Annotated in this window: 21 protein-coding genes and 1 pseudogene; 16 read left to right on the top strand and 6 right to left on the bottom strand. The window is 34.6% G+C overall.

Going from position 1 to position 26,575, the window contains the following annotated elements; all coding sequences use genetic code 11:
- Positions 1 to 5: 5 nt before the first annotated feature.
- The 3 genes from IWC72_RS16375 to IWC72_RS16365 form a co-directional block, all read right to left on the bottom strand.
- A complete protein-coding gene (locus tag IWC72_RS16375; RefSeq protein WP_226979603.1) occupies positions 6 to 833 on the bottom strand; it encodes a DUF4625 domain-containing protein in 828 nt (275 codons plus the stop codon).
- Between the two features lie 167 nt (positions 834 to 1,000).
- Positions 1,001 to 3,373 (bottom strand): TonB-dependent receptor, encoded by a 2,373-nt coding sequence (locus tag IWC72_RS16370; RefSeq protein ID WP_194530501.1) that lies wholly within the window; start codon positions 3,371 to 3,373, stop codon positions 1,001 to 1,003.
- A gap of 181 nt (positions 3,374 to 3,554) precedes the next feature.
- Positions 3,555 to 3,797 (bottom strand): hypothetical protein, encoded by a 243-nt coding sequence (locus IWC72_RS16365; protein ID WP_194530500.1) that lies wholly within the window; start codon positions 3,795 to 3,797, stop codon positions 3,555 to 3,557.
- 416 nt (positions 3,798 to 4,213) lie between these two features.
- Here IWC72_RS16365 and IWC72_RS16360 point away from each other — a divergent pair.
- The 16 genes and pseudogenes from IWC72_RS16360 to IWC72_RS16285 form a co-directional block, all read left to right on the top strand.
- Positions 4,214 to 4,423: pseudogene (locus IWC72_RS16360) on the top strand (efflux RND transporter permease subunit); the annotation flags it as partial.
- 397 nt (positions 4,424 to 4,820) lie between these two features.
- Complete coding sequence (locus IWC72_RS16355; RefSeq protein WP_194527250.1) at positions 4,821 to 5,585, top strand: hypothetical protein; 765 nt, start codon at positions 4,821 to 4,823, stop codon at positions 5,583 to 5,585.
- A 241-nt stretch (positions 5,586 to 5,826) separates the two neighbouring features.
- On the top strand, positions 5,827 to 6,114 hold the full coding sequence (locus IWC72_RS16350; protein WP_194530499.1) for a hypothetical protein: 288 nt from the start codon (positions 5,827 to 5,829) through the stop codon (positions 6,112 to 6,114).
- 824 nt (positions 6,115 to 6,938) lie between these two features.
- Positions 6,939 to 7,970: a chymotrypsin family serine protease gene (locus IWC72_RS16345; RefSeq protein WP_194530498.1), complete on the top strand. Its 1,032-nt coding sequence runs from the start codon at positions 6,939 to 6,941 to the stop codon at positions 7,968 to 7,970.
- Between the two features lie 161 nt (positions 7,971 to 8,131).
- Entirely contained in the window at positions 8,132 to 8,344 is a 213-nt protein-coding gene (locus IWC72_RS16340) for a hypothetical protein (RefSeq protein WP_194527247.1), read from the top strand.
- Positions 8,345 to 8,778: 434 nt separating this feature from the next.
- Positions 8,779 to 9,351: a Crp/Fnr family transcriptional regulator gene (locus tag IWC72_RS16335; protein WP_194530497.1), complete on the top strand. Its 573-nt coding sequence runs from the start codon at positions 8,779 to 8,781 to the stop codon at positions 9,349 to 9,351.
- A 118-nt stretch (positions 9,352 to 9,469) separates the two neighbouring features.
- Complete coding sequence (locus IWC72_RS16330; RefSeq protein WP_051941812.1) at positions 9,470 to 9,952, top strand: cupin domain-containing protein; 483 nt, start codon at positions 9,470 to 9,472, stop codon at positions 9,950 to 9,952.
- Positions 9,953 to 9,984: 32 nt separating this feature from the next.
- Positions 9,985 to 11,082: an L-dopachrome tautomerase-related protein gene (locus IWC72_RS16325; RefSeq protein ID WP_194530496.1), complete on the top strand. Its 1,098-nt coding sequence runs from the start codon at positions 9,985 to 9,987 to the stop codon at positions 11,080 to 11,082.
- 135 nt (positions 11,083 to 11,217) lie between these two features.
- The gene (locus IWC72_RS16320) at positions 11,218 to 12,156 is read left to right on the top strand and encodes a cyclase family protein (protein WP_194530495.1); all 939 of its coding nucleotides are present in this window, start codon (positions 11,218 to 11,220) and stop codon (positions 12,154 to 12,156) included.
- Positions 12,157 to 12,181: 25 nt separating this feature from the next.
- A complete protein-coding gene (locus IWC72_RS16315) occupies positions 12,182 to 13,390 on the top strand; it encodes an MFS transporter (protein ID WP_194530494.1) in 1,209 nt (402 codons plus the stop codon).
- 3 nt (positions 13,391 to 13,393) lie between these two features.
- A complete protein-coding gene (locus IWC72_RS16310) occupies positions 13,394 to 14,332 on the top strand; it encodes an aldo/keto reductase (protein WP_194530493.1) in 939 nt (312 codons plus the stop codon).
- 55 nt (positions 14,333 to 14,387) lie between these two features.
- Positions 14,388 to 15,347, top strand: coding sequence for a TIGR03571 family LLM class oxidoreductase (locus IWC72_RS16305; RefSeq protein WP_194530492.1), 960 nt, complete (start codon positions 14,388 to 14,390; stop codon positions 15,345 to 15,347).
- 513 nt (positions 15,348 to 15,860) lie between these two features.
- On the top strand, positions 15,861 to 16,838 hold the full coding sequence (locus tag IWC72_RS16300) for an AAA family ATPase (protein ID WP_194530491.1): 978 nt from the start codon (positions 15,861 to 15,863) through the stop codon (positions 16,836 to 16,838).
- A gap of 6 nt (positions 16,839 to 16,844) precedes the next feature.
- A complete protein-coding gene (locus IWC72_RS16295; protein WP_194530490.1) occupies positions 16,845 to 19,097 on the top strand; it encodes a S8 family peptidase in 2,253 nt (750 codons plus the stop codon).
- Positions 19,098 to 19,742: 645 nt separating this feature from the next.
- Positions 19,743 to 22,664 carry a hypothetical protein gene (locus IWC72_RS16290; protein ID WP_194530489.1) on the top strand — a complete coding sequence of 974 codons (2,922 nt, stop codon included), beginning with the start codon at positions 19,743 to 19,745 and terminating at the stop codon, positions 22,662 to 22,664.
- A gap of 34 nt (positions 22,665 to 22,698) precedes the next feature.
- Complete coding sequence (locus tag IWC72_RS16285; protein WP_194530488.1) at positions 22,699 to 23,967, top strand: hypothetical protein; 1,269 nt, start codon at positions 22,699 to 22,701, stop codon at positions 23,965 to 23,967.
- Between the two features lie 920 nt (positions 23,968 to 24,887).
- On the opposite strand, the gene IWC72_RS16280 is transcribed toward IWC72_RS16285, so the two are convergent.
- From IWC72_RS16280 to IWC72_RS16270, 3 genes are all read right to left on the bottom strand, one after another.
- A complete protein-coding gene (locus IWC72_RS16280) occupies positions 24,888 to 25,223 on the bottom strand; it encodes a hypothetical protein (protein ID WP_194530487.1) in 336 nt (111 codons plus the stop codon).
- Positions 25,224 to 25,362: 139 nt separating this feature from the next.
- Positions 25,363 to 25,701 (bottom strand): hypothetical protein, encoded by a 339-nt coding sequence (locus IWC72_RS16275; RefSeq protein WP_194527233.1) that lies wholly within the window; start codon positions 25,699 to 25,701, stop codon positions 25,363 to 25,365.
- Positions 25,702 to 26,144: 443 nt separating this feature from the next.
- The gene (locus IWC72_RS16270; protein WP_194530486.1) at positions 26,145 to 26,471 is read right to left on the bottom strand and encodes a hypothetical protein; all 327 of its coding nucleotides are present in this window, start codon (positions 26,469 to 26,471) and stop codon (positions 26,145 to 26,147) included.
- Positions 26,472 to 26,575: the final 104 nt, after the last annotated feature.

Below are 26,575 nucleotides of genomic sequence, written 5' to 3'. Positions count from 1 at the left end.
ATTAATTAAGCAGTAACATCTATATGCGTTTCATATTCAATAGTGTCACCATCTTCATCTTCAACAGTAAATATGATATGATATTCTCCTGCAGGAGCAGTAGCAGGTACATCTATATGCTCATGGAATTCTGCTTCGGTTTCTTCGTGATAACCTTCTAAAAATTCTTCTTCATAATCCCATTCTACTTCTCCTTCACCAGGTGTAACACCGTCTGCATGAATATCTACAGCAATACTATGTATGCCATGTGCAGCAAGAATCATAAACTCAATATGAAAGTCATCTCCTCTTGCAACCGTTTCATCCATTTCAAAGCCACTAATAGTAATGGTGTCCATGATTTCAAGGTGACCATCTACTTCTGTGCTATTCCCCAATTCGTCGGTTACCAAAAGTTCAATATGGTACTCCCCTGAAGGAATATTGCTAGGAACATCTACATGCTCATGAAATTCAGGATTAATTACCAAGTATTTAGCATCTGTAAATACTTGTTCAAACTCCCAATCTACTTCGCCTTCTCCAGCAGTTACCTCGTCTGAATGAATAGAAAGCGTTATGCTGCTAACTGTAGCTTCTGCGTTGATTTCTGCAGCTAAATGAATGTCTGCACCTTTGAAGGCATATGCTTCTTCTGATTCATGGTCATGGTCATGATCGTCATCCCCATCTTCGTCATGGTGCCCTTCACCATATTCAAAACTGATAATTTCAGGAGCGCTTAACTCAATACTGTCATCATCATCGCTACTACATGATTGTAAAAAGAGTCCGGCAGACGCAACGATTGCTAAAAATTTTAAATTCTGTTTCATAATGGTTGTTTTCATTGTACTAATTTTTAATTTGATTACTGATTACTGATTACTGATTACTGATTACTGATTACTGATTACTGATTACTGATTACTGATTACTGATTACTGATTACTGATTACTGATTACTGATTACTGATTATTGATTACTGATTATTGATTACTGATTATTGATTACTGATTATTGAAAGGGTATTGTTAGTGATAATGAAATATTTCTACCAGCCTCTGGCACATCTATGAGCCTATAAAAACTAGTATGATTAAAATATTTGGTGTCGAATACGTTATTCAATTTTACGCGCATTTCTAGCGGTAAACTGTTTTTAAACACATCTATTTCTGATAAGAAAGACATGTTTAAAACTTGATAGCCGTCTGTTTTTTCTTCTGGTGGCACAATTTCTTCTTGTGCTGCGGTAATTCTATAATCCGCAATCAATTGTGGTTTGTTAAAAATCAAAAGCTTTTCAAATTGATATCGGGCAGATAACAATCCAGATAAAGGCGGAGAAAACGGTAATGTAAATCCTTCTTTAGGACCACTGGTTTGCTCTGAATACACATACTCTACAGATGCATCTAACTGCAAGTTTTTAGTAATAGTAGCACTTGCGTTGAATTCACCACCTATTCTAAATACTTCAGCCTGCGTGTACTCGTAAATTTGTATGGTTTCGTAATAACTTGAAGTTGGATTCAGGTAAATATAATTTTGAAAAATATTTACGAACGGACTAACGCCAACACTGAAAGAGTTTTCAGTATGTTCTACGGATAAGTCTAGCTGATACGAAACTTCGGGGTCTAAATCTAGATTACCTCTTTCGTAGCGATACATGTGATAGTTAACTCCGTCAGACGCAAGTTCGTTAGCCAATGGCATTCTAAAACTTCTACCTACATTTATTTTGTAACTGGTTTTATCTTGAATATAACTTAACCCTAAAGAAGCACTAAGACTCCCAAAATCTAAGGTTTTGTCTTTAGACCTTTGTTGGTGAATATATGATGTGGAACCATCGGCATTATTTACAGTTGAAGGATACCAATCATAATATGCCTTGGTATCTACCCTACCGACATCATAACGCAATCCGCCTAAGAAATGAAAATTAGAATTAATCTCAAACTGATCATACGCAAAAACACCCGCTGTAAAACGGTTGTATTCTGGTATTAGAAATCCCCATCCACCAATATTATTATTTTGGTATTCCGTATTTAGACCAACCACCATATCATGTTTATCGGTAGGGTTAAAGTCGTCTCTAAAATTTAAGGAGTAGGTGTTTTTAATGAACAACCTTTCTTTAGTGTCCGGTGGTGTAGGCATATACCCGTGCGGTACAGGTTCTGAATGTTCTTCTCTATTATTGTTTTGATAACCAAGATCTATATGTAATAAATGTTCCCCGGCACTGATTGAAGTATTATTCGTTATTTTAAAGTGATTTACTTTGTGATATGGAAGGTCAACATCTCTGTTAGAGCTATCATAATCTATACTAGAAGTTCGTACTTCTAAACCATGTGCATTTGCAAAGAATCCATTTTTTGCATTTACATTACTAAAAACGGTTTCAGATTTGAATCCCTCAGTTACATAGCCAATACTTAAACTGGCATCAGCTTCGTTACCTGCAGTGTTCCTTAAATTATTATCATCTAGTTCAAAAACATAGTTTTCATAATTGATTCTATCTGCGGGAACTTTATAGTCCCCGTAGTCTCTATATGTAAGTCGCCCTCGGTAGAACCATTTATCTTTTCTAGATGTTATACCAGCTGAAACACCCAACAGATCATTATTACTTTCTCCAAGAATATTGACTTCACCACTAAAGGAATTAGGTAACGGAGTTTGGTTAGGTTGAATATCTACCACACCGGCAATAGCATCAGAACCATATAATAAAGAAGCTGGACCTTTAATGATTTGTATGTTTTCAATACCGTGCTGATCTATTTCAAGACCGTGGTCGTTTCCCCATTGCTGTGCTTCGTGCTTTATGCCGTTTTGTACGACGGCAACCCTATTAAAACCTAAACCTCTAATCACCGGTTTAGATTGCCCCGAACCAATATTGATCGTACTCACTCCGGCAATTTTGCTCAAAGTTTGCATTAAGGTGTTTTCTCTATTCTGTTCAAGAAATTCTTTGGAAACCGTTTGGGTAACAATAGGAACTTCTTTTGCTTCCCTTCTTTTAGTTTTTCCGTTGACTTTGACCTCTTCAAGAACCGTTGCGGATTCAACCAAATAAACCTTTAATCCGTCCATATTTTTCTGTACGTCAACACTTAGGGTTGTAGGTTCGCAACCAATATGAGATATGGTAAAAGTGTAGGTGCCTTTAGTCACATTGTTGATGGTAAAAGCACCATTTTCTGATGAAACTGCATAAAGTTTTTTACCTACGATTGTAGCTCCTTGTGCCGGTGATAAGTCCTTTGCATGTAGCACAACCCCTTTTAATTGAAAAGTATCTTGTGCAAAAGCTGTAGAGCATAGACTAAAGAATAGCCATATACCCAGTAATTTATGAAACATAATAATGTACTCTAAGATATTAAACTGTTGTCCCAAAAAAGGGGCTAGGTCAACCTGTACAATGTGATGCTGAAGTAGTCAATCAATTTCTTAGTACATGATTAAAAGGACCAAATAAATTAATTGCAATTGAATTATAACGCGCAGTATGTATCACAACCCATAAGGTATACAGGAGTTCTTATAGTACAAATGGGGGAGGCCGGGAAAAAAGCTGGTCTGGAGCGATTGAACTAGAAACAAGGAAACGATAAATTTCCGTTATTGCTTCATGGGGTACGTATGCTTTGTTTTCTATTACCGGACCCTGAGAATCAGGAGTAATAGCAGGAGTTGAGTTGATTGCGTTTACATGGACGCAAATAGAGCATTCCACTCCATGGTCATCTTCATCTATATGTGAAAATACATGAAGCCCCGCCATTTTCGTTGTTATGAATAGCGCAAGGAGGAGAAACGTTATACTATTTCTTAGACGACCAATTTTCATCAAAAAACCTACTTAAACATAAAATTTATGAATCTAATCATTATAAAAAACTGATGTCTGCAACGGTCTATAGCACCCAATTAGCTGTGAGTATTTATAATCATGCTTAAGACATTTGCAAGCTAATTTTTACTGTCCGTATTGATTCTGGCCAATAAGAATTAGCAAAACTTAATGCTGGCAAAATTAATAATAAAAAGCATTAATGCAACTGAATTGCGTTTATAATGCAATAAGGGTGCAGTAAGTTTAAAATGAAGAAGTCTTTCTATAAGATGACCATATGCCTTTTCATCACCGCTTTTTAAACTTTCAATCAGTGAATTTTGATTATAAAAATACTTTTTCATGCTATTGAAGAAGTGGCAGCCGAGGTATAGCCTATAGGATACGGATTTGAATATTCTGGGATGACACGTGAAGAGATTTCGGCAGGGAGCCAAACAGTCTATATTTTTATGCTATGCTTCATATTCGTGTTCTTCTTGTTAAGTCCGCAGTACGAAAGTTACATACTTCCGTTTGCTGTTTTGTTGGCTGTAACAGCGGGATTCTCAGGGGGTTCTATTAATGAAATCAAGGAACGAGGTTCATGAATGTCTGATATAAAATATACCTAATAACTGACTAAAAGTAGGAGAGTAGGGCAATCTTTGAAGGAGATACGCAAATATTTTTATACAATAGGCCTATTGTTTTTAACCGTGCGTGCTATGGTATTTCACTTCAAATGAATTTAAAGCACTTTTTCTTACAAAGCTAGCCATTTAGACAATTTTTATCCGTACAATTTAAAGCAACTTAGTTGCATTAATAGATATATATTTATATTTTGCAACTAAGTTGCATTAGTCTTGGTTTTAAATACCAGTAATAAACGTCAAATTTAAATAACTAAAATTTTTAAAGCATTTCTGCAGAGAGAACAACTATAAATTCAACTAAACACATACAGTTATGAAAATTAAAGAAACAGTAAACAAACATTACCCCAGTGCTAAAACTGGAGCGGAAATAACTGATAGTTATCTATCTCTCTTAGAAACGGAGTATCAGTCCGATCTTAAAAAAATGTTGTTCGCTACTTCGGTTTGCTCAGATGATGTAAATGTTTCAACAGATTTTCGAAAAGTATTGAGTAGACCTTTTACCATGGGCGGATTAGGTGGATTACCTTTTTCTGGATTTACTGGCATGGTCGCTTTTTCTCACCACATTCCAGATGACGGGGATGCATTTATTTTTTACGGACCGCATATTGGCATTACAGATGAGGGCGAATTGGGACGTATGCGTAGAATAGGGCAATCTCGTTTAACAAATAGTTGTGGTGCCTTAATGCTTGCCTTAGAACGGTTTAATAAAAAAGATGAAGACCCAATTTACGTACCTCAAAACGTGTATTACGATCATCAACAAATTCAGTTAGAACAATCGTTAATGCCATTTAAACATGATATTGTTCATGCTGATAATCCCAAAAAAGCCATAACAGACTATACGTATGTAGCCATAGACAAGCAGATAAAGCAATTGGTAAAAATGAGTCTGAATGAATTCTCTTGTAAAAGGATTTTTCTACTTGGAGGTGTAATTATCAACACCAGCGAAGAATTTAACGATTATGTTGATGTTAGAAATTTTGATGTAATACATACCGAAAAACCAGACAATTTTGAATCGGTATCCATTATGGAAACAGAAGCATTTAAAAACTTATAGTTCTTATACCATTAGTAGTACTTACCTATTTTTAATGCAGAACAATCTATTTCTCTTATGTCCCACAGATAATTTAGAACCCGTAATTAATACATTGTATAATTACGAAAATTATTTTTATACCTCCTTAGGCAATACATTTTCAAAGGATATAAGAACATTGAACAGCCTTAAAAAATTAATAAGGACAAAAAGTATTGGGAACATATTTTTTGTCCTTTCCAGCGAAAACAAAATTATTTTGGATGCGTTAGAGAGCCAGTTTTTTAAAAACATCACTGGTTTAGAAAAGCTATATAAAAAAATTGAAGAACAAAAAAAGCACTCGGAATTTTGGGACAACCACCACTTCCAAGAGTTACTGTTTTCGTATTATTTAAATTATAAAATTAAAGAGCTTAGCAAGTATTTAGGCCATTCGCTTCTCCAATCTATTCCTATTAAAGGGAAAATTTATAACCAACAGGAAAACAAGTTTTACCCGATTTATTCAAATTTAATCTGCAAAGAAAAATTCCATTTTAATTAAAGGAAGTCATGATATAATCATAGACAATTCATTTACTTTATGTGAAAAGCAGGACTAAGCACGGTAGCTATCTTAGTGTATAACTAGCTGTGGTAGCTCGTAAATTGGCTTTTGCATAATTAAGAATTATAGTTATCATTTAATTCACCCTTAGTGGAATTTCACCAGCGCGCTAATTTTCTTGATTTTAGCTTCAGCCACTGGCTAAACCTAAAGTACAAAATGTACTATAATATTCTGCGTTATGAAACTTGATCTGTAGTTAAGGCATAAAATAAAGGTTGAGAATCTTTATTTTTTGGGTGAGATTCCGTGTGAGTAAAATATTTCTACCTTAACTTCTTTCTATCTAAAAACTTTCTTCCGAAAAAGTATTGCAACCTATGAAAAAGTTAGACGAACGCTTATAGAAAGCGATATTTAACTTATGAATAAACACCTATTATGCGAGCCAATTATGGGGTAGGAGTGTACGTAGTGAGATTTATATCTATCAGAAACCTATACATAAATCCTAGCAATGCATACATATTTTACTTATAAACAATGAATTACGTTTACTTTTGTTGTGGTCATATAGGGAATAAGTCATTCCCTCCTTTAATAATTTATAATTTGCGGTATTGAAAAAGGCTTTCGTGTTTCTTGACAGCCATCAGTCCGTACTTTCCTCCGGCAATATATCTCCCCGAACAGTAACATCCCCCAACAGTATTCATTTTGAATTTTAAATACCAGCGGTTTAAGATTAAAGTATATCGTATAAATAATCGTCATACTAACCTATCGCTGGGAGTGTATAGTATGACACAAAAATAAATGTTATGGTTAATCAGACATTAGATGAAAAGTCATTAAAAATTGCAGACGTTCAAAGCAAGCATCAAGATGAGTTGCTTAGTTTGTCAAATGTGGTAGGAGTTGCCATTGGCAACAAAGTTAAGAACGGGGTGGAAACTAACAAGCCCGTACTTTCAGTACTTGTAACCCATAAGTTAGATCCGAGCTTGTTAACACAAAAAGATATGATCAATCAAAAAATTGGTGGGATCGAAACGGATGTGGTGGAAGTAGGTACATTGTTTGCGGGTAACGCATATTGCGAAGTACAAAAAGAAGCACAAAAAGTAGAGCCCGAAACTCGTGATGTTGCTCAAGCCAATGGGTTTGTCCCTTCTTTAACAAGAAGAATTCGTCCAGCAATGGGTGGTTTTAGTGTGGGACATTATAAAATTACCGCAGGAACTTTAGGAACCTGCTGTTATGATTTATCTCCATTCCCGAGCAAGCCGGGCAGTTATTACATTTTAAGTAACAATCACGTGTTGGCCAATAGTAACGACGCACGTATTGGAGACCCTATTCTTCAACCAGGGCCTTATGATGGTGGAAAATATCCGCAAGATGTTATCGCTAGGTTGAGCAGGTATATTCCTATCAAATTTATTGATGGAGACAATGCACCTTGTAATTATGTAGATGCCGCTATTGCAGAAGGCAATCTACAAGACCTGAACAGGGAAATCTATTGGGGCGGACATGTCAAACGTCTATACACGGCCCCAAAAGTAGGAGACATTGTGCAAAAGGCAGGCAGAACTACAGGCTTTACTACAGGCAAGGTCACCAATATTAACGCAACCGTTAATGTAAATTATGGAGGCGGAAGGATAGCCAAGTTTTGCCGTCAGATAATAACCACGGATATGAGCGCAGGTGGTGACTCTGGAAGTTTGGTTTGCGACACCAATGAAGGTGCTGTAGGGCTTTTGTTTGCGGGCTCCGCAACAAGAACCATAGTAAACAACATTTTATATGTGCAATCCATGTTGCGCGTAAGAGTGACGGAAATATAATAGAAATGGTCGCTTAGAAATACTTTTAAATATAAAGCTCAGGGTGAAATCTAGTTTACTCTGAGCTTTACAATTAAGCTCTGTTTTAATTATCTTTAGATAATGGGGGTTGACTGTTTTTGTACAGAAACAACAAATACTAATTTTATAATAACATAACCATGAACATAGAAGATGCTTTAAAAGAAATACAATCATGGCTATTCCTTAAGGGAATTGAAGGCGTGGCCCAAGGAGAATATGATGGTAAACCCTGTATAACGGTTTTTGTTTCTTTAACTGAGGTAAAAAATACGCTGCCGGAAACGTACAAAGGTTTTAAGGTGGTAATAGAATCTACTACTGAATTTGGGATTCAAGGAGGGGCGCTCTAAGCCACACACTATTCTTTTGCTATTACGTTTTTCATTAAACCTATGAGGTATGTTGGCAGCTGCATCGTCTTTTTTGATTATTGCTTCAGCCACGCCAATAATACAAAAAGTACTATAATGTTCCGCGTTATGTAACTTGAGCTTTGGTTACGGCAGAAAAATATAGATAAGAATCTTTCTTTTTTGAGCGGGTTGGTGCGCGGGCAAAGTTGTTACCATCTTCTTTTATTTTTTTCTTTCTTAAAATTTTCTTCTCAAAAGGAAATGGAACACTTATTAACTGACCGACAATAGGAGGGAGGGCAATGTGTGTGGAATGAAAATGTATTTTTAATGACTGTGTAAAGTAAATTTATGCTCTTTAACTGGTTGTCTAGTTAATATAATATGCAACAATAAATAACATTTTAAATAAAGAAGAGTATTTTTACTTTATGGAAGACAGGTTTCAGTTATTAAGACAACATTTTGAAGAAATCGTTTCTTTAACAGATGACGAATGGAACTTTGTAAAATCACATTTTGAATATAAAAGCTTGAAAAAGCACCAATTTTTAATTCAAGTGGGGCAACCTGTAGATTTTGAATATTGGATTATCAATGGGTTGGTCAAAGCGTATTCCATAGACGAAAAAGGCAAAGAACATATTCTTCAATTTGCTATGGAAAACTATTGGGTGAGCGACCATTGCGCTTTTCAACATCAAGAACCAGGTACTATTTTTGTAGATTGTCTTGAAGATTCAGAGTTTTTCTGTTTGTCTTTAGAGAATAGGGAAAAAATTTGTTTTGAAGTCCCTGCCGTTGCCAACTTTTTCAGAATTAAATCGAACCACGGTTACATCAATCTACAGCAAAGAATCTTGTCTTTACTTACAATGACCGCAGAAAGTAGGTATGAGTACCTATTAAATAAGCTTCCAACATTAATACAACGCGTTCCTAAAAAATTAATCGCTTCCTATTTAGGCGTATCCAGAGAGACTTTAAGTCGTTTTAACAGCTAAAAGTGACCTAAATCACTTTTCCATATTGATATACATCACAAAAAATCCGTGATGTATGTCCTCGCACACCCCTTTGTTTTCATAGAATTTTGTATCGAACAATTAAATACAATGTACTATGAAAACTACAAGAACACTTTTTCTATTATTTACAGTAATTGCCATAGGTTTTAACGCCTATGCGCAAGAAGACAAAAGACCGTTAATGGGTAACTCCTACGGTATTATCAATATTGATGAATACGTAACACTACTTCCTAAAAGTCATAATGGTATCATCAAAGACATCAGATTAATAGACCGCGAACACGCAGGTGTCAGAATCTTTAGGTTGTATGATGAAGTGCCTATGCACTACCACGCAAAATCTGATGCCTACCTCTACATTTTAAATGGCAAAGCAGAATTTTATGTTGCCGATAAAGGTCCTGTTGTTGCAGGAAAAGGCGACTTATTGTTTTGGGGAAAAGGCACAGCACACGGTAACGGCAAAATTTTAGAAGGTCCGTTAGACGTACTCGTTTTTGATGCCATTGCCAGAGACCCAAGTGATGTTATCTGGGTAGACCCATCAACGCAAAAGAAATTTTTAGGCAACTAATTAAATCAATTCAATTTTAAAAAACAATAACGATGAAAACAGTAACAATTATAAAAACAGTCTTGTTTGCATTTGTAATGAATTTTACACTATTAGCACAAGCACAATTAGAAACTATAGCAACATTTCCAGAATCTAGACCAGGGAATATAACAGTGTCTAACGACGGAAGAATATTTGTAACAATGAGTGCCTTAAGCGCTTCAAAATATATGGTAAAAGAAATTTTACCTAATGGAGAAGCTATTCCTTTTGGAGATAAAGAATGGATTGTAAAACCAGAAAACGGAAGTATAAAAGGTATCAATTCAACTATCGGAATTCAAGCCGATGCTAACGGAATCCTTTGGGTGTTGGATATGGGTAACATCAAACAAAACCAGGCACCAAAATTGGTTGGTTTTGATTTGGTTACCGGTAATGTCACTAAAGTTTTTCCTATTCCGAATACGGTATTATCATCAAAACCATTTTTACAAGATTTTGTGATTGATGTTAAGAACAATACTGCTGTAATTGCAGATATGACCGATGCATTAAATCCACCAATTGCACCAGCTTTTGTCGTGATTAACTTAGAAACAGGTTATATAAGACGCGTTCTGGAAGGGAATGCATCATTTTTGCCTGTAGATGAGCCAGTGAAAATTCACGGTAGATTAGTATCGCACAAAAGAAAAGACGGTACTACCATTCAGCCAAGATATCCGTTAAATCCAATTTCTATAGATGATGAAAACAAATACATCTACTATGGTGCAATGGGAAATACCAAGATTTACCGCATTCCGTCTGCTGTATTAGCGGATGAAAGCAAGCAAGATAGCGACCTTAATAAGTACATCGCGTTTTATGCCAACAAACCAAAATCTGACGGATTTAAAGTAGGTGCAAACGGTAAAGTGTATGTCACCGATGTTGAAAATTCAGCCATTGTAGAAAGTACACCTGCTGGAATGAAAACCATTGCACAGTCTAAAAAAGACCTGTCTTGGCCCGATGGTGTTGCCATACACGGAAACTATTTGTATATCGTAGCTAATCAACTTCATAATCTGCCTTTGTTAAATGAAGGAAAAGATGCTAGTAAACCGCCTTACTTGGTGTTAAAGATGAAGATTGAAGAGTAAGTATCTCTAAACAAAACAAGTGATGTATGCGCAGTATTAAATGTGACATACATCACTATAAAATGGTGATGTACATCCTCGCACACCCCTAGCTTTAATCGGAAATTTGTATAAGAAATTTAAAAACATATTAAAATGAAAACAATAGTAAATACATTAAAAACAATTGCCTTAGCAGCTACACTTTTTACTGCTTTAACTACAAACGCACAACAAGTACCAACGTCACCTTATGGTGCAGACGATGAAATTGGTGCACTTAATCTGTTAAATGAAGAAACGGTTTTAGATGCCGTAAAATTGGTTAAAAAAGGAAAAGTATACCGCTTAGGAATGGTGGTAAATGCAGAAACCGCAGCTTTCCGTCACAGATACTTTCATATTGAAACGTTACAACCAGAAACTGCTGCTGCAGGTTCTAATAAATTCACCTACGTCGATGACCAATTAATTGGTTGGACAGGTGTTGGATCTCAAATAAACGGATTGGCACATTATGGTAGAGACAATGTGCATTATAACGGACACAAAGTAGAAGATTTTTTAACCGTTTCTGGTGTAAAAAAATTAGGGCTAGAAAAATTACCTCCAATTGTAACTAGAGGTATTGTTTTAGATATGCGCTCTTACTACAATCAAGATATTGTAAAAGAAGGTACTGTTTTTACAGTGGAAGACATTGAAAAAGTAGCCAAAAAACAAGGCATTGAAATCCGTAAAGGAGATGTGGTTTTATTTTATACAGGATGGACCAAATTAATGGGTAAAGATGACAAACGTTACCTAGCTGGCGGACCTGGAATTGGTACGGAAGCTGCGCATTATTTAGGTGAAAAAGGAATTGTTGCAGCAGGTGCAGACAACTGGTCTTTTGAGGCTGTGCCACACGAAAACAGCGCACTGTCTTTCCCTGTAAATCAAATGATGGCAACTGAATACGGTGTACAAGTATTGGAAAATATTCTTGTAGATGAGTTGGTTGAGGATAAAGCCTGGGAATTTCTTTTTGTATTAGGTCACCCATTATACGAAGGGTCTACACAAGTACAAATAAACCCTGTTGCCATTAAATAACAATAACAAAAAACAATTAGAAATTATGGAAACATCAACAATACATAGAGATACTACGGTAGCCAAAAAGAAGCGTCTACCAGCAGCATTATGGGCATTGACTATAAGTGCATTTGCCATAGGAACAACGGAATTTGTAATTGTAGGGTTATTATCTACAGTTGCAAACGACCTAGGTACTTCATTAACCTCAGCAGGATTATTAGTCAGTCTGTACGCCATTGGTGTTGCCATTGGTGCACCCATTTTAACTGCATTAACGGGTAAAATTCCAAGGAAACAATTACTAATGGGAATTATGTTACTATTTATAATTGGTAACGGTTTAGCAGCTATCTCACCAAGTTTTGAGTTGTTGCTATTATCTAGAGTGGTCACAGGTTTTGCACACGGTGTATTCTTTTCTATCGGGTCTACCATTGCAGCTAGTTTGGTGCCAAAAGATAAGCGAGCAACTGCCATTTCTATAATGTTTGCAGGTCTAACGGTAGCTATTGTAACTGGTGTTCCTTTAGGAACATACATTGGTCAGAATTTTGGATGGAGAGCAACCTTTATTGGTGTTGCTTTATTAGGATTAGTAGGTGCAATAGCTAGTTTAGCTTTGGTTCCTAAAAACATCAAACAATCGGCTACATTACGACTTATAGACCAATTAAAGGTGATTAAGAATCCGTCTATTGTATTGGTGTTAGCCATTACTGCATTTGGCTATGGTGGTACGTTTGTCACTTTTACCTACTTAACTCCGCTGTTAGAAGAAGTGACTGGTTTCTCTTCAAATATGACTAGTGTATTTCTTTTAATTTATGGTATTGCCATCGCGATTGGGAATATCATTGGTGGTAAAGTCTCTAACAACAAACCAGGCAAAGCCTTATTGGTAATGTTTGCTTTACAAGCCATAGTATTGTTTGTGTTATACTTCACAGCTTCTAGTCAGATTTTTGCTATAGTAACCTTATTTTTTATGGGAATATTAGCATTTTCAAACGTGCCTGCATTACAATTATACGTGGTGAAGATGGCGGAAAAATACTTACCAGGAACCGAAGATGTAGCATCTGCTTTAAACATTGCAGCTTTTAACGTTGGTATTGCTATTGGTGCTTATGTAGGCGGAATGGTTGTGGAATCTGAATTAGGTATTGAAGCAACACCTTGGGTAGGTGGTATACTAGTAATTGTGGGATTCTTGTTAACCTTAGTTTTATTCAAAAAAGAAAAAATATAAATAATGACTGCATTAAAATTTAGAAATAACGACGAAATGCCAATTTTAGGTTTAGGAACGTTTCGTTCTGAACCAAATGAAGTGTACAATGCTGTACTATCGGCTATTAAAATAGGATACAGACATATAGATTGTGCTGCGGCTTACGGAAACGAAAAAGAAGTAGGTAATGCCATTGCTGAAGCAATTAAACAAGGTTTGGTTACGCGTAACGATTTATGGGTGACTTCCAAATTATGGAATGCTTCTCACGGAGAAGAGAATGTGATTCCTGCGTTGAAACAAACTTTAAAAGATTTACAACTAGAGTATCTAGACCTGTATCTTATCCATTGGCCTGTCGCTCTTAAAAAAGGAACGGAAATGCCAGAAAAAGCATCTGATTTTATTCCATTATCAGAAGTGCCTTTAACCAATACTTGGAAAGGGATGGAAGCTGCTTTAGAGGAAGGACTTGCAAAACATATTGGCGTGAGCAATTTCAATGAAAATCAGTTGAAAGAAATACTAGCGACTGCAGTGCATCAACCAGAAATGAATCAAGTAGAAATGCATCCATTTTTGCAGCAAGATGCATTACAATCATTCTGCGTAAAAAACGATATTCTGCTAACTGCATACGCACCTTTAGGTTCGCTTGTAGATGAAAATTCCAAATTACGTTTGTTAGAAAATGATACGATAAAAAACATTGCCAAAGCAAGAAATATGTCGCCTGCACAAGTAGCACTGGCGTATACAATACAACGAGGCATTGCGGTCATTCCTAAATCTATTAATGAAGCGAGATTGCTTCAGAACCTAGAGACATTAAACCATACGCTTACAGAAGAAGATATGGCGTTATTGAAAGATTTAGACAAAGCACATCGCTTTATTGACGGTAAATTTTGGAAAGTTGACAACGGACCATACACTGCAGATAGTATCTGGAATGCTTAATCACATTGTTCATCAGGTGTCTTAACAGATACCTGATGAATTTAAAAAACACACTATGAATCCATTTGATAAACTATACAAACCAGGTAAAATGACATTGGGTATAGAGTTTCCTTTAGACAACGATTGGTCAACCGAAGGCAATCGCAAACGTTTGGAAGATAACAGACCTTTTGGAGTTCCAGATATCTCCAATCACTTAGCATTAGCACAACAAATTGACGAAGCAGGATTCGCAGCTTTATGGATGCGAGATGTTCCTGTGTACGACCCTAACTTTGATGATGGTGCACAATTGTTTGACACCTTACCATACTTGGGTTATTTAGCTGCTGCTACCAAAAACATTTTGTTGGGTACAGCTGCCATAGTATTGCCATTACAACAACCTATAAAATTAGCAAAAGCTGCTGCTACCATAGAAAATTTAAGTGATGGCAGACTTTTGTTAGGCTTGGGCTTAGGCGACAGACCTGTGGAATTCCCAATGTATAATATCGACTATAAAAAAAGACCTGAAATCTTTAGACAAAATCTTGATATCATTAAAGAAGCTTGGAAAACAAATAGCAATTTAAAATCTAAATACTATTTTTTAACTAACGGTATAGAAGTTTATCCTAAACCAAAAAATGACATTCCGCTTGTAGTAGCTGGTCATTCCGGACAAAGTATTAATTGGATCGCAAAAAACGCACAAGCTTGGTTTAATTACCCAAGACCTGTTGCCGAAACTTTGGAGAACAGAAAATACTGGTGTAATGCGTTGTATGAGGAAGACCAAGCAGCGAAACCTTATATTTCGGCTATACATTTAAACCTATCTAAAGACGACAATGCGACTTTTAAACCACAGCGTTTTGGAGGTACGGTAGGCATCAATCATCTTACAGAATATTTAAAAGCATATGAAAATGTGGGAGTCAACCATATGGCAATAAACCTTAGAAAATCTGAAACGCCACTTAGTGAAGCTATTGCAAAAATTGAGGAAGTGGTGTTGCCGGATTTTTAGTCTGTATTAATATATTACTAGATAATATTTAAGTTATTTTAAATTACCGTCTACAAAATCTATAAGCATTAGGGCTATTTTACATAACGACAAATTATAGATACAAATAAATTATTTCGCCGTGCGCAGCACACCGCTTAAAAAAGTTTGATGACCCTGTTGTAAGGTTTAATCGATTCTCAGCGCTTGAGGGATATTTTATATAATATAGAATTATAGCTTACAAACGTATATTCTCTTGTTTGGTGAAAATGCTATACTTTGTACTATAATGTTTTGCGTTATGTAACTTTGCTTTGGTAAAAGCGAAGTTAAACTACTACTTTTTCTTATTTTTTCTTCTAAAATGTTCCTTTAAAAATGTAATGAAATACGCTTTGCCCGAAGCGACGATAGGAGTGAGGTGGTAATGTGTATGCAATGGGATTACATCGAAATCTTTAATTAAAATTTGGTTTTACTTAACTACTTAATAATACTTTTGTATATTTTTACTAAAATTCTTCATTCCAAATGGCTGCTGCTGAACAAATAAAAAGCTTAATAAAATCCTTTAGTGAAGGGGATGATTCTCGTTTCTATGCAACTGCAATGCAAATTGCTGCTGCTGAGGCTAGGAAAGGACGCCAAGAACTCGCTCAAGAATTAAAAAAATTAATTAAAGATTCTAAAAAGGCTAAACTAGATGTAAGTAGCATAAAAAGTTTACCCGTAAATGCTGCTCAAAAAGAGCTAAATGATTTGCTAGAGTTTACAAGACCTGATGACAAATTGAAAGACATGGTCTTGGGAGATAAATTAAGGAAAATAATAGTTCGAATTTTAGACGAGCAACGCCAAATTGAAAAACTTAGACAGCATAATCTTTTTCCAAGAAAAAAACTTCTTTTAACGGGTCCACCAGGTTGTGGCAAAACAATGACTGCCAAAGTACTATCTAATGAGTTGGGAATACCACTTTTCATAATAAGACTTGATGGTTTAATTAGTAGATATATGGGAGAGTCGATTGCTAAGCTTCGTTTAGTTTTTGATACCATGAAAGAGTTTCGAGCTGTTTATTTGTTTGATGAATTTGATAGTATAGGTACTACAAGAAATCATGGGAATGATGTAGGCGAAATTAAAAGAGTCTTGAACAGTTTTTTATTGGAAATTGAGAAAGATGACTCAAATAGTTTGATTATTGCGGCCACAAATATGCCAGAAAATCTTGATGTTGCTCTTTTTAGAAGATTTGATGATTTAATTAGCTATCCATTACCCACAGAGAAGCAAATCTATGACTATTATAAAAGAGAATTATCAAACGATGTAATAAAGAGTAATAAAATATTATCTACAATTTCTAAAAAATCGTTAGGCTTAAATTTTTCTGATTTAGAGAGAATTTGTCAAGATTTCTTAAAGAATATTCTTATTTATGGAAAGGAAAATTCTAATTTAGAATTTATAAATGAAATTATAGATTCTAGACGCAAGCCTTTCTAACCACTTATGCCAGAATTCAATCATATTTTCCTACCGGGAAGCACTTCATCTTTTCCATATAGTACTCACGGAGGTGGGGGCTTTAATTTAAGACCGCGATTAAATCGTGGACAACATGGCTCAAGAATACAAGGAGCTTTTACAGAGGCTGTTTCTGAATTCTCTGAAGGTGATAGCGATTTTGAATTTGTTTATATTGAGTTTGAATCTGCAATTAATTTTGAATTAGCTTTTGATAGATTTGAGGATACAGCTGGTAATATTAGGCTGGCCACTTGTCGAGCAATTTCATCTACCGATGATAATGAACAGATTACTTTTAAAATAGCAGTTTATCTGAATAGGACAGCGGTCTCAAGTTTTTTAACCAAAATCGAGCAATACATAGCAGAGGACACACCTGCAGGAAGGCCAAGAAATCAAAATTTGGTTGCCAACATTGAAAATATCAGAGCGGCAACACTAGAAAGTTTTTGGCAAGAACCGGAAATAAGTTTCCCTCAGCCAAACGAAAATGTTTGGTGGGAAGTTTGGTTCAGCAAAAGCGAGGGAAATGAAATTCAAGAGGCTTTTTCTAGTTTGAGAGAAAATAACCTTCTCGTTAGCGAAAGATTACTTGAATTTCCTGAAAATACTGTTTGCCTAGTTAGGGGAACAGTTAATCAACTTGCGGAAGTAATACTTTATCGAAATAATTTAGCTGAGTTAAGAAAGCCTGTTGAAACATCTGATTTTTTTGCTAATCTAGATAAGGCTTGGACAGGTGAATTTATCGATGATTTGAAAGCTAGAATAATTAATCAAATTGACGAGCATGAAATTTCAGTTTGTTTACTTGATACTGGAGTTAACAGGGTTAACCCTCTCTTAGAGGATTTAATACAAGCAAGAAATTTAGACTCAATTAACCCATCATGGACTAATTCTGACTCATATAGATATGGACATGGAACTCCAATGGCTGGTTTAATTTTGTACGGCGATTTAAATGAACCTTTAAGTTCTTCAGATAGTATCAATATTACTAATAACGTTGAAAGCATAAAAATAATTGATGCAAGTACTGCAAATGACCCAGACTTATATGGCAAAATCACACTTGAAGCTATTGCTAGTGCAGAAGTCATAAATCCTTCACATAAAAGAATTGTTTGTTTAGCCGTAACAGCCCCTGATCATAAATATTTAGGAAGACCTTCATCTTGGTCTGCAGCTATTGACCAAAAATTATTTGGTGCTATTGACGAAAGAAATGATAATACTTTAGTGCTAATTTCTGGAGGTAACTTACCTCTAAATGATAGGTTGAACTATCCGCTAGCAAATGATGATTTTTCAATCGAAGACCCTGCGCAATCCTTCAATTCAATAACGGTTGGTTCATTTACAAATAAAGACAGAATTGACGCAGTAGAATTTCCGGGAGCAACTCTTTTAGCTAATCGTGGAGCAATGGCACCTTGCAATTCAACTTCTATACTTTGGAATAATAAATGGCCTAGGAAACCTGATGTGGTTTTTGAAGGAGGAAATGATGGAGTTTTTGATACTGGAATTCTGGACCATGATTCTTTAAAATTACTTTCTAGTGGGGTTGGAGGTGTTGGAAAGTCTTGGTTGACAACATTTTCAGATACAAGTGCCTCTGTCGCGTTAGCCTCAAAATTTGCATCAGAATTATATCAGCAATATCCAGATTATAAACCTGAAACTATAAGGGCCCTGATAATTCACTCTGCTGATTGGAATGATATCATGCTAAATAGTGCTAGTTTATCGGATTTAAATGCAGAACAAAAAACGGACTTACTTTCAAAGGTAGGCTATGGTATACCTAATTTAGGCAAAGCAAAGTATAGTGCAGAAAATTCACTAAGTATTATCGCAGAAAGGTCTTTAAAACCTTTTAAATATGAAGAGAGCCGTGTGAAAACAAATGAGTTTCACTTATTTGACTTACCATGGCCTTCGGATATATTGGTAGAATTAGCGGAGTTAGAGGTAAAACTAAAAATAACATTATCATATTTTATTGAGCCAAATCCAGGCAACAGGAGATATCAAGATGACCAGTCATATAAATCACATGGCTTAAGATTTAAAATGATTGACAGAGCGGAAGGTTTAACATTATTTAAAGCAAGGGTAAGTAAGGCTATAAGAGATGGCCTAGAAGATTATATTCCAGAAGGAAATGAAAATTGGATTCTTGGAAGTCAAGTAAGAGATAAAGGAAGTATACAAAGGATATATGGATAGGTTCAGCAGCAGACTTAGCTCTTAGGAATAAAATCGCCATCTATCCAGTAGGGGGATGGTGGAAAAATCGTAAAAAACTAGGCCGTTATACTTCAAGTGTTGACTATAGCTTAGTTATTTCAATAGAAACAGATAATACAGAAGTTGACATTTATAACAATGTATTGAGTCAAATAGAAGTTCCTATTTCGATTAGTACTATTTAGGTTATTAAATTTTTGTTGGCCTAAGAGAATTTTAGCTAAACAATAGGCGAGGGGAGTGGCCATATTTTAGGGGGCTGGTTATCATTTTTCTTGACAATTGAAAAGATTCTTAAACCTTAGAGTAGTCTTAAGAGTTACAATGGATCCTAAAATATAGCGACTGAGCCGTACATTGTTTCTAAAATTATCTGTAAGCCTTGATTTTTTTGTTTCTTTTTTTATCAAGAAAAAAAGATAAGGACAATTCCTTTTTCTTTTATAACTCTACTAAACTGTAATTCATCTACTAAAGTTGGTCAAATAGAACTGTTCCTATAAAATCTATTTGCAGCTATTTTCTGTTTTTTTACACACTTTTTTCTACTATCTATACAATACTTACATTACTATTTGGCAATAAATAATATTTTCAAAGAAAAATAATTTAACATTGTCTAGAATGAAAGAAGTTTTTAGATTTAACCGAATTAGACCTGTAAACTTGTTATTTGAGGAGGAAAAAGAAACGGTCGGCATTCCTCTTTTTCCAAACTCTTCAGACGATTCTTTTGCCTTATTCTACCTAGATAGGGAGAAGTACTTTGAAGCGATGATTAAATCAATGCAAGAGTCTCAATTATTCGTTTATATGCCGGAACAACTATCGCCAGTTGTTCAAAAATTATACTTGTGGCTGCAAAAATGTTCTAGACCGATTACTCTGGAGAAATTTCAAGCTTTCTACAATCAAACATTAAAACCCATAATAAATCAGAAGCCTGATTTTTCTTTAGATAAAGAATGGCATAAGTGTAGTCATAGTTTTTTAATGAAACTCTTTAAAAAGGAGAGGAATCTTATTCCAGAAGCTCAATTTGATTTAGTTAATAAATTATACGATGTGGATTATCAATTGATAGTTAAGACATGTAAAATTCTAGACATCTTCAGAATTGCACCATTAAATAAAAATAAAGAAAATAAAACTCAACTTTCAAATCTATTCAAAACAACTGAAAATGGTGGGAGTAATTTAATTGACAATATATTAGAATTGCCAATATTATTACCGCCCGGAATAAATACTCCATTGTGGCCAAACAATGACGGGATTGAGATGCCAGCTCATCCACTTGAAGAAAATTGTAATTGCGACGAAGAAGGGAATATTACGCAAGACTCAAGTTCGTATACTACTACTATTAGACATGATGTGGCGGATTTATATGTTATAAAAGAAGAGTTGGCTAGATATGAAGAAGGTGACATAGCGTACATAGAAAATGTTTTAGCAGGCGAAGAAAGGGTAAGAAAACATAGAAGTCTAAAGATTTCGGAAACAAAATCTGAATTGGAAACTAAAAGTGATGTCTATGAGGAAAGAGATCATCAGTTAAGTGAGAAGTTTTCATTACAGGAACAGGTTAACAAAACAGTTCAAGAAAGCCTCAATCTAGATGCGGGAGTAACTGTAAATTCCAAATTAGGACCAACAGCTGATATGACTGCAACAGCTAATGTGGGTTATAAATTCTCTAAATCTAAAAATAGTTCTTTAGCTAGAAATTACGCTAAGGATATTGTAGACAGGTCTGTCTCAAAGATTCAAGAAAATGTTAGACGATTAGAATTTGAAAGAGTTCAAAAGGAGGTTGAGGAAAAAAACAAACACGCCATTATCAATGAAACGGGCAAACATAAATCAGGTATATACTATTGGGTAAATAAAATTACTCATGCTCAAATGTTTAATTATGGTAAACGGATGATGATGGATATGTATATTCCAGAACCAGCATCTCTTTATAAACATCTTTTTGAAGAATCAAAAAACAATAAGATTGATGAAGTTAAACCACCAATAACTCCATCAATAACTTTACAAGAAATTAAAAGGGAAAATTTCGATGATAAACTTAATACCTATAATTTGACTGGTGCACCTCTGCCCCCTGAAGAATTTAAAGTAATTAGTTTCTCTTTTCAAACTGCCAATAAAACTTCAGAAGAACCAACAAATTTTAGCGAAAAATTTAAGCAGCAGATTCCTGAAGATTATTACTGCAATTCTTTGAATTATACAATTTCATTAATAAGGGAGAGCCATGCTACTGAAATAGATAATCGTGATCGTATGGGGTTGACCATATCTATTGGTAATAACAGATCATTTGTATATAGGCTAGATAATGATGTGTCTGGTCCCATTATTGAATTGGTGAATAATGAAAATGGAGACTTAATAAATCTTGATAACTCATTATCTAATCGTAACGGTATAGGAAAGACTATAGAAGTAACTGATTCTATAAATTACGGTCATCAAAATGGAATTGAAGGAACACATGATTTTTCTGTGTCTGGTTATTCTACATATTCAATAGCATTAACTTGTTCCGTTGTTATGAAATGTACTTTAAAAAAAGAAGTTGAAAAAGAATGGAAGCTGAAGATTTATGATATGATAATGGATGATTATAAAGAGCGTCTTGAGGAATATCACGATGAAAAAGAAGCAACCAATGAACTTATTACTATTGGAGGAAGAAATCCATTCCTAAATAGAGAAATAGAGCGTACAGAGCTAAAGCGCCATATCATTGCTATTTTAATGAATAATTATTTCAAAGGCTTAGGCTCCATTATTTCTATCACAGAGCCTTGTGATTATCCAGAAATAGATTTTGAAAAAATGGAAAAAGAGGCACATATAGTTCGCTTTTTTGAGCAAGTGATAGAGTGGAAATACATGAACTATCTATTTTACCCAAGCTATTGGGCTAGAAAATGTAAGTGGGTAGAACTTTTAGAAGAAGATACCGGTGATCCTCTATTTGATAAATTTTTAACTTCTGGTTCTGCTAGAGTACAAATACCTGTAAGACCTGGTATGGAAGATAAATTTAATTGGTTTTTACGTCAAAGAGAGATATGGGCAGAAACAGGTGAACCACCTGTTTTTAGTGATGACGAATATGTTTCTATGATACAAGAATTAAAAGAAGCAAAACAAGGTGACTATCAAGAAAGAAAGGGTAATATTATAGTTACTTCAGATGCAACTGTTTTGGAGTTGACAGATAGTACTTACTATTGGGATATAGTAAATGATATAATACATCCGCTTAACGGAAAGAATGATATTGACAGGGAGTTATTAATTGATTTTGAAATCTATAGAATTGTTGAAATAGCGCAGAAAAACCCCGATGATATAGAAACATGGCTACTTACCATTGATAGAGAATTTCAAGGAAGTAATACCAATGTTTATAAGCATTCCGTCGGAGCTATATTTGTCGGCGCGCCTTGGGAAGTAAAAATTCCAACTAAGTTGGTGTATTTGCAGAATGAGGATGATAAATTACCTGTGTATAATTAATTCATTTATTTTAATAACACCTTACGTTTAAAGCATGAGTGGTGGAGAAAAATCAACTGAAAACAAGTATGGTTCTCAAATATTATTACATAATCAAGTTACTAATAAAACTAATTTAATTTTTGAATTTGTAACCGAAACGGAAAGAGTTAAAAAATCAACGTCAAAATTAGCATTTGCCATAAAATTCAAAGGATATATTGAAGTTAAAAAAGTTCTTTTAAAAGAATTTCACAAAGATATTCCTGTAACCAATATAGAGGATATAAAAAACCTAGTAACAAAAGAAACAATACGAAAAGTTGGAAAAAACTTAAGTACAAAAACAACAAAGCATTTATTACCCCTTAATTTAAATAAGTTTTATAAACTTTTTGAAGACTTTCTTCTGTTAGGAAATGAAACAAAATTTTTAAAAAATCTTGATCAATTTTATCTAACAACAAGGAAAGGTATTATTGTTTCTGGTAACATCGAAATTGATTTTGGAGTACCGGAAATCAATGTAATGCCGGAGCGAAGCTTTTACAAATTAAAATGGAAGCTTAGTATTTATCTTTTCTTTCTGACTATTCCCATAGAAACTGAAACTTTTAAATTGAATATTAGGGGACATGAAATTCAATTTTCTTTTGTTGGTGAAGCACTTATCGATGTTGGAGTTTCTTATGATTTATTAAAGGCAATTATAAAACAGGGGATTAAAAGAAACCTACTTCCCGAATCATCCGTTACCCTTTACAAGAAATATTCTATGCCTATTTACAAAAAAATAATGAATCTTGTAAGTGCTGCCAGACTTGGATTTAGCCTGATTGGGTCCTTCGGTGGACTTCTTGCAGCCATTGGAATAACAACTGCTCTAATAGGAATTTCTTATGCTATGTTTGATGAAATAAGTAAGGCTCATTCTAGAGGAGAAGCAGAAGCCAGATTACTAGCCTATTCCAATGCATTTGTTGCAAGGCTACTCTGGAGTCCATCAATACTTAAGATAAAAACAGAAGATGTCATAACAAGTAAATCTGAACTTTATAAGTATTATCAAAACTTGAGCATCTTCCACAATAGTGGAAAATTTCATAAAAATCATTTGGAAGGATTGAATAATGCGCATCGGCTTTCTTTAGAGTTTCCTAAAATTTCTGATCACGATATTTTACTTGGGTTTATGTTACCAGCTATTAGGAATGTAGATGAGCGATATTTTAGAAACATTAATAAGTATGCTGCCCAAAAAGATATTAAACTGGTGTGGAAAAATTTTTATCTAGGATATTCAAAATTGATAAAAATAAGTTGAAACATGTAAGCATGTGCCTCGATTAATGTTTTATGATATGGGCTTGACTGAAGCTAATTAAAGTAATCGCGATTTTATGGGCCTAAGAGAATTTTGGCAAAACAATAGGGGAGAGGGGCGTTAAGAATTTTAGGGGGCTGGTTACAATAATTGTTGATTGCCATGTTGGTTCTTTTACCTTAAAGCAGTCTTAAGAGTTACAATGGATCCTAAAATTTAGCGACCGAGCCGTTCATTGTTTCCAAAATTATCTGATAACCTTGATTTTTTTGTTTCGCTGCTACATCATCTCGCTCAAAGTATACTTTGCCGTATCAAGAAAAAAAGATAAAACATTACGGTTACTGGTTACAATGTTTAAATTCTATTTGACATAATATTAGAAGTACTTTAAGTAATTGTTGAAACAGAGCTAAGTGGTAGCAAGTGCTAAGAATTTTACTCGCAGAGAAAATTTTAGCTCTTGCGGCAATCTGACGAAATGTTCGTGAAAAATTTATCGACTTATAGTTTCTTATAAATCGTGTATTTCAAAATAATCTAAAAGTTTTGCTTTTTTTGGCGCTGGCCAAGCGTTGGAAAATTGTGTTTAAATTTAAAATGCGTATTTCAGCATTTTATAATTTAAAAAGTAATCGAACGTTTGGTAGCGGCAATTTTACATAACGGCAAATTATGGTACAAATGAAAATATGCGTCGCAGACACCGCTTAAAAAAGTTTAATGACCCTGTTGTAAGTTTTAATCGATTCTCGGAGCTTGAGGGCTATTTTATATAATATAGAATTATAGCTTATAAACGTATATTCTTTTGTGTGGTTCAAATGTTATACTTTGTACTATAATTTATATTATGTAAAATAGAAAATTTAACCCTGCACTATCGTACAGTTTCTTGGTTTCAAATATATATTGGAATCTTATACCGTTTTTACGTATCTGGCTACGTCACTTACGAAAACGTCAAAACCTTGTAAGTAGTTTAAAAATAAACGGTAGCAACGTGCAGCTGAGTTTGGCTCTTTGCGTAATTTAGAACTAATACTTCTATTGGTATCTCTTAAGACTTTTGCTTCTTCTTTAAGTTCGTCTAAACGTAAAAATTGATTATACGTCTGTGGCTCGCACATATACGAATTCAATTTAGCATAAAGTTGCCCTATGTCTTTTAGATTACGGTCCAACCTTTGCAATTGGAGCTCGCTGGTCTGAATGTCTTCTTGTTTGGTAAATGTTGCTGTCAATATCTGTTCCATATCAAACCTACTTAAATAGTGCTTTCTGATTTTGCGCATCAAATATACACTACAAATACTCAGGTTTGATATGAGACAGCATAAATTTAACCTAACGTTCACATTAGGTGTTTTTTAAATAAGTTTGACTGTTAAAAAATTAGTGTCCGGTACAAATATGTAGATACTCTTCTACACCGTCATTCAGTCTCCTAAATTCAGTAAGATGTCTTTTAGCACGTTCTAAATGAATGTTAACCGTTTTACGAGTATCCTGTAATGCCGATATAATTTCACTATTGGAATGGCTTAAAGAATCCATTTTACTTCGTAGCGATTCTATTCGCTCATAAAGCGAATAGGTTTTTGGCTCACAACGGTACGAATTGAGTTTCGTTCGTAATTGAACCAGGTCTTTTTGATTTCGTTGAAGTCTTACAACAATGGCATTTTTGTCGTTTTCTTCTACTTTTGATGAAGGGCGCTGAGTTGTTGTCATAGGTGTAGAGTTTTGGGTTGTTGAGATAAACTGTGTTCCTCTAAGTTATAAAAAAAAATCCTACAGTTTTCACCTTAACACCCATATAATCAGACTTTAACATTAAATTAATGATGTTTGCTATACTATGTCACAAAGTGAAATATGTAATTTTATTAACAACTTATCAACAGCTAATCAATTGAACTTAAAGGAGTAACAACAGAAATAATCTTTAGATTTAAAGAACCATTTTGACGACCTTCAAAAAATTATAAGCTCAAGCCCTTTATCGACTTATTGAACTCTTAACAGTATAAACTCCTGAAAATCTATTCTAAACAAACCCATTATCTTCAGAAAAATTGCTTTGAAAGTCAAAATATACGTTCGTAACCAAAAAAATACCCCCAAAAAGCAATTTGCTCTATGGAGGTATTTTCCGTTTAGGTGGTATATATTCTTTATTCTTCGTCCTCAAATTCAATTTCGGCCATGGTTCTGGATAACCTATTCGAGAATGGTTCCGTTATTAAATCTTGAAGTAACCGTTGTCTTTTTCTTTCTGAAATATCTAAAGTATCCAATATTTCCTTACGTCTTTTGGTTTCTGCCAAACGTTCCTCTCGTAACTGGGTACGTTCTTCTATAGTCAACATAACTTTAGGCTCAAAACGCTCCATAACCGTATACTTGGTGATTTCAGATTTCTTTTCTTTAATTTCTTGAGCAGATAATCCACATGTACCCATAAGAATACAAGCCGCGATCATAAAAAGGGGGGTTTTCATAATTACTTCATATTAGTTCTGTTATAAAGATACTAATTTACCAAAAACGGTACTAGTTTACACTTTAGATTGTATTTATGCCGACAAATATGTTCGGGTCATCG

It is taken from the genome of Zobellia roscoffensis, from assembly GCF_015330165.1.
GTDB classification, from domain to species: domain Bacteria; phylum Bacteroidota; class Bacteroidia; order Flavobacteriales; family Flavobacteriaceae; genus Zobellia; species Zobellia roscoffensis.
Note: the sequence above shows the minus strand (reverse complement) of the source record. Positions and strands in the feature narration are given on the sequence as shown.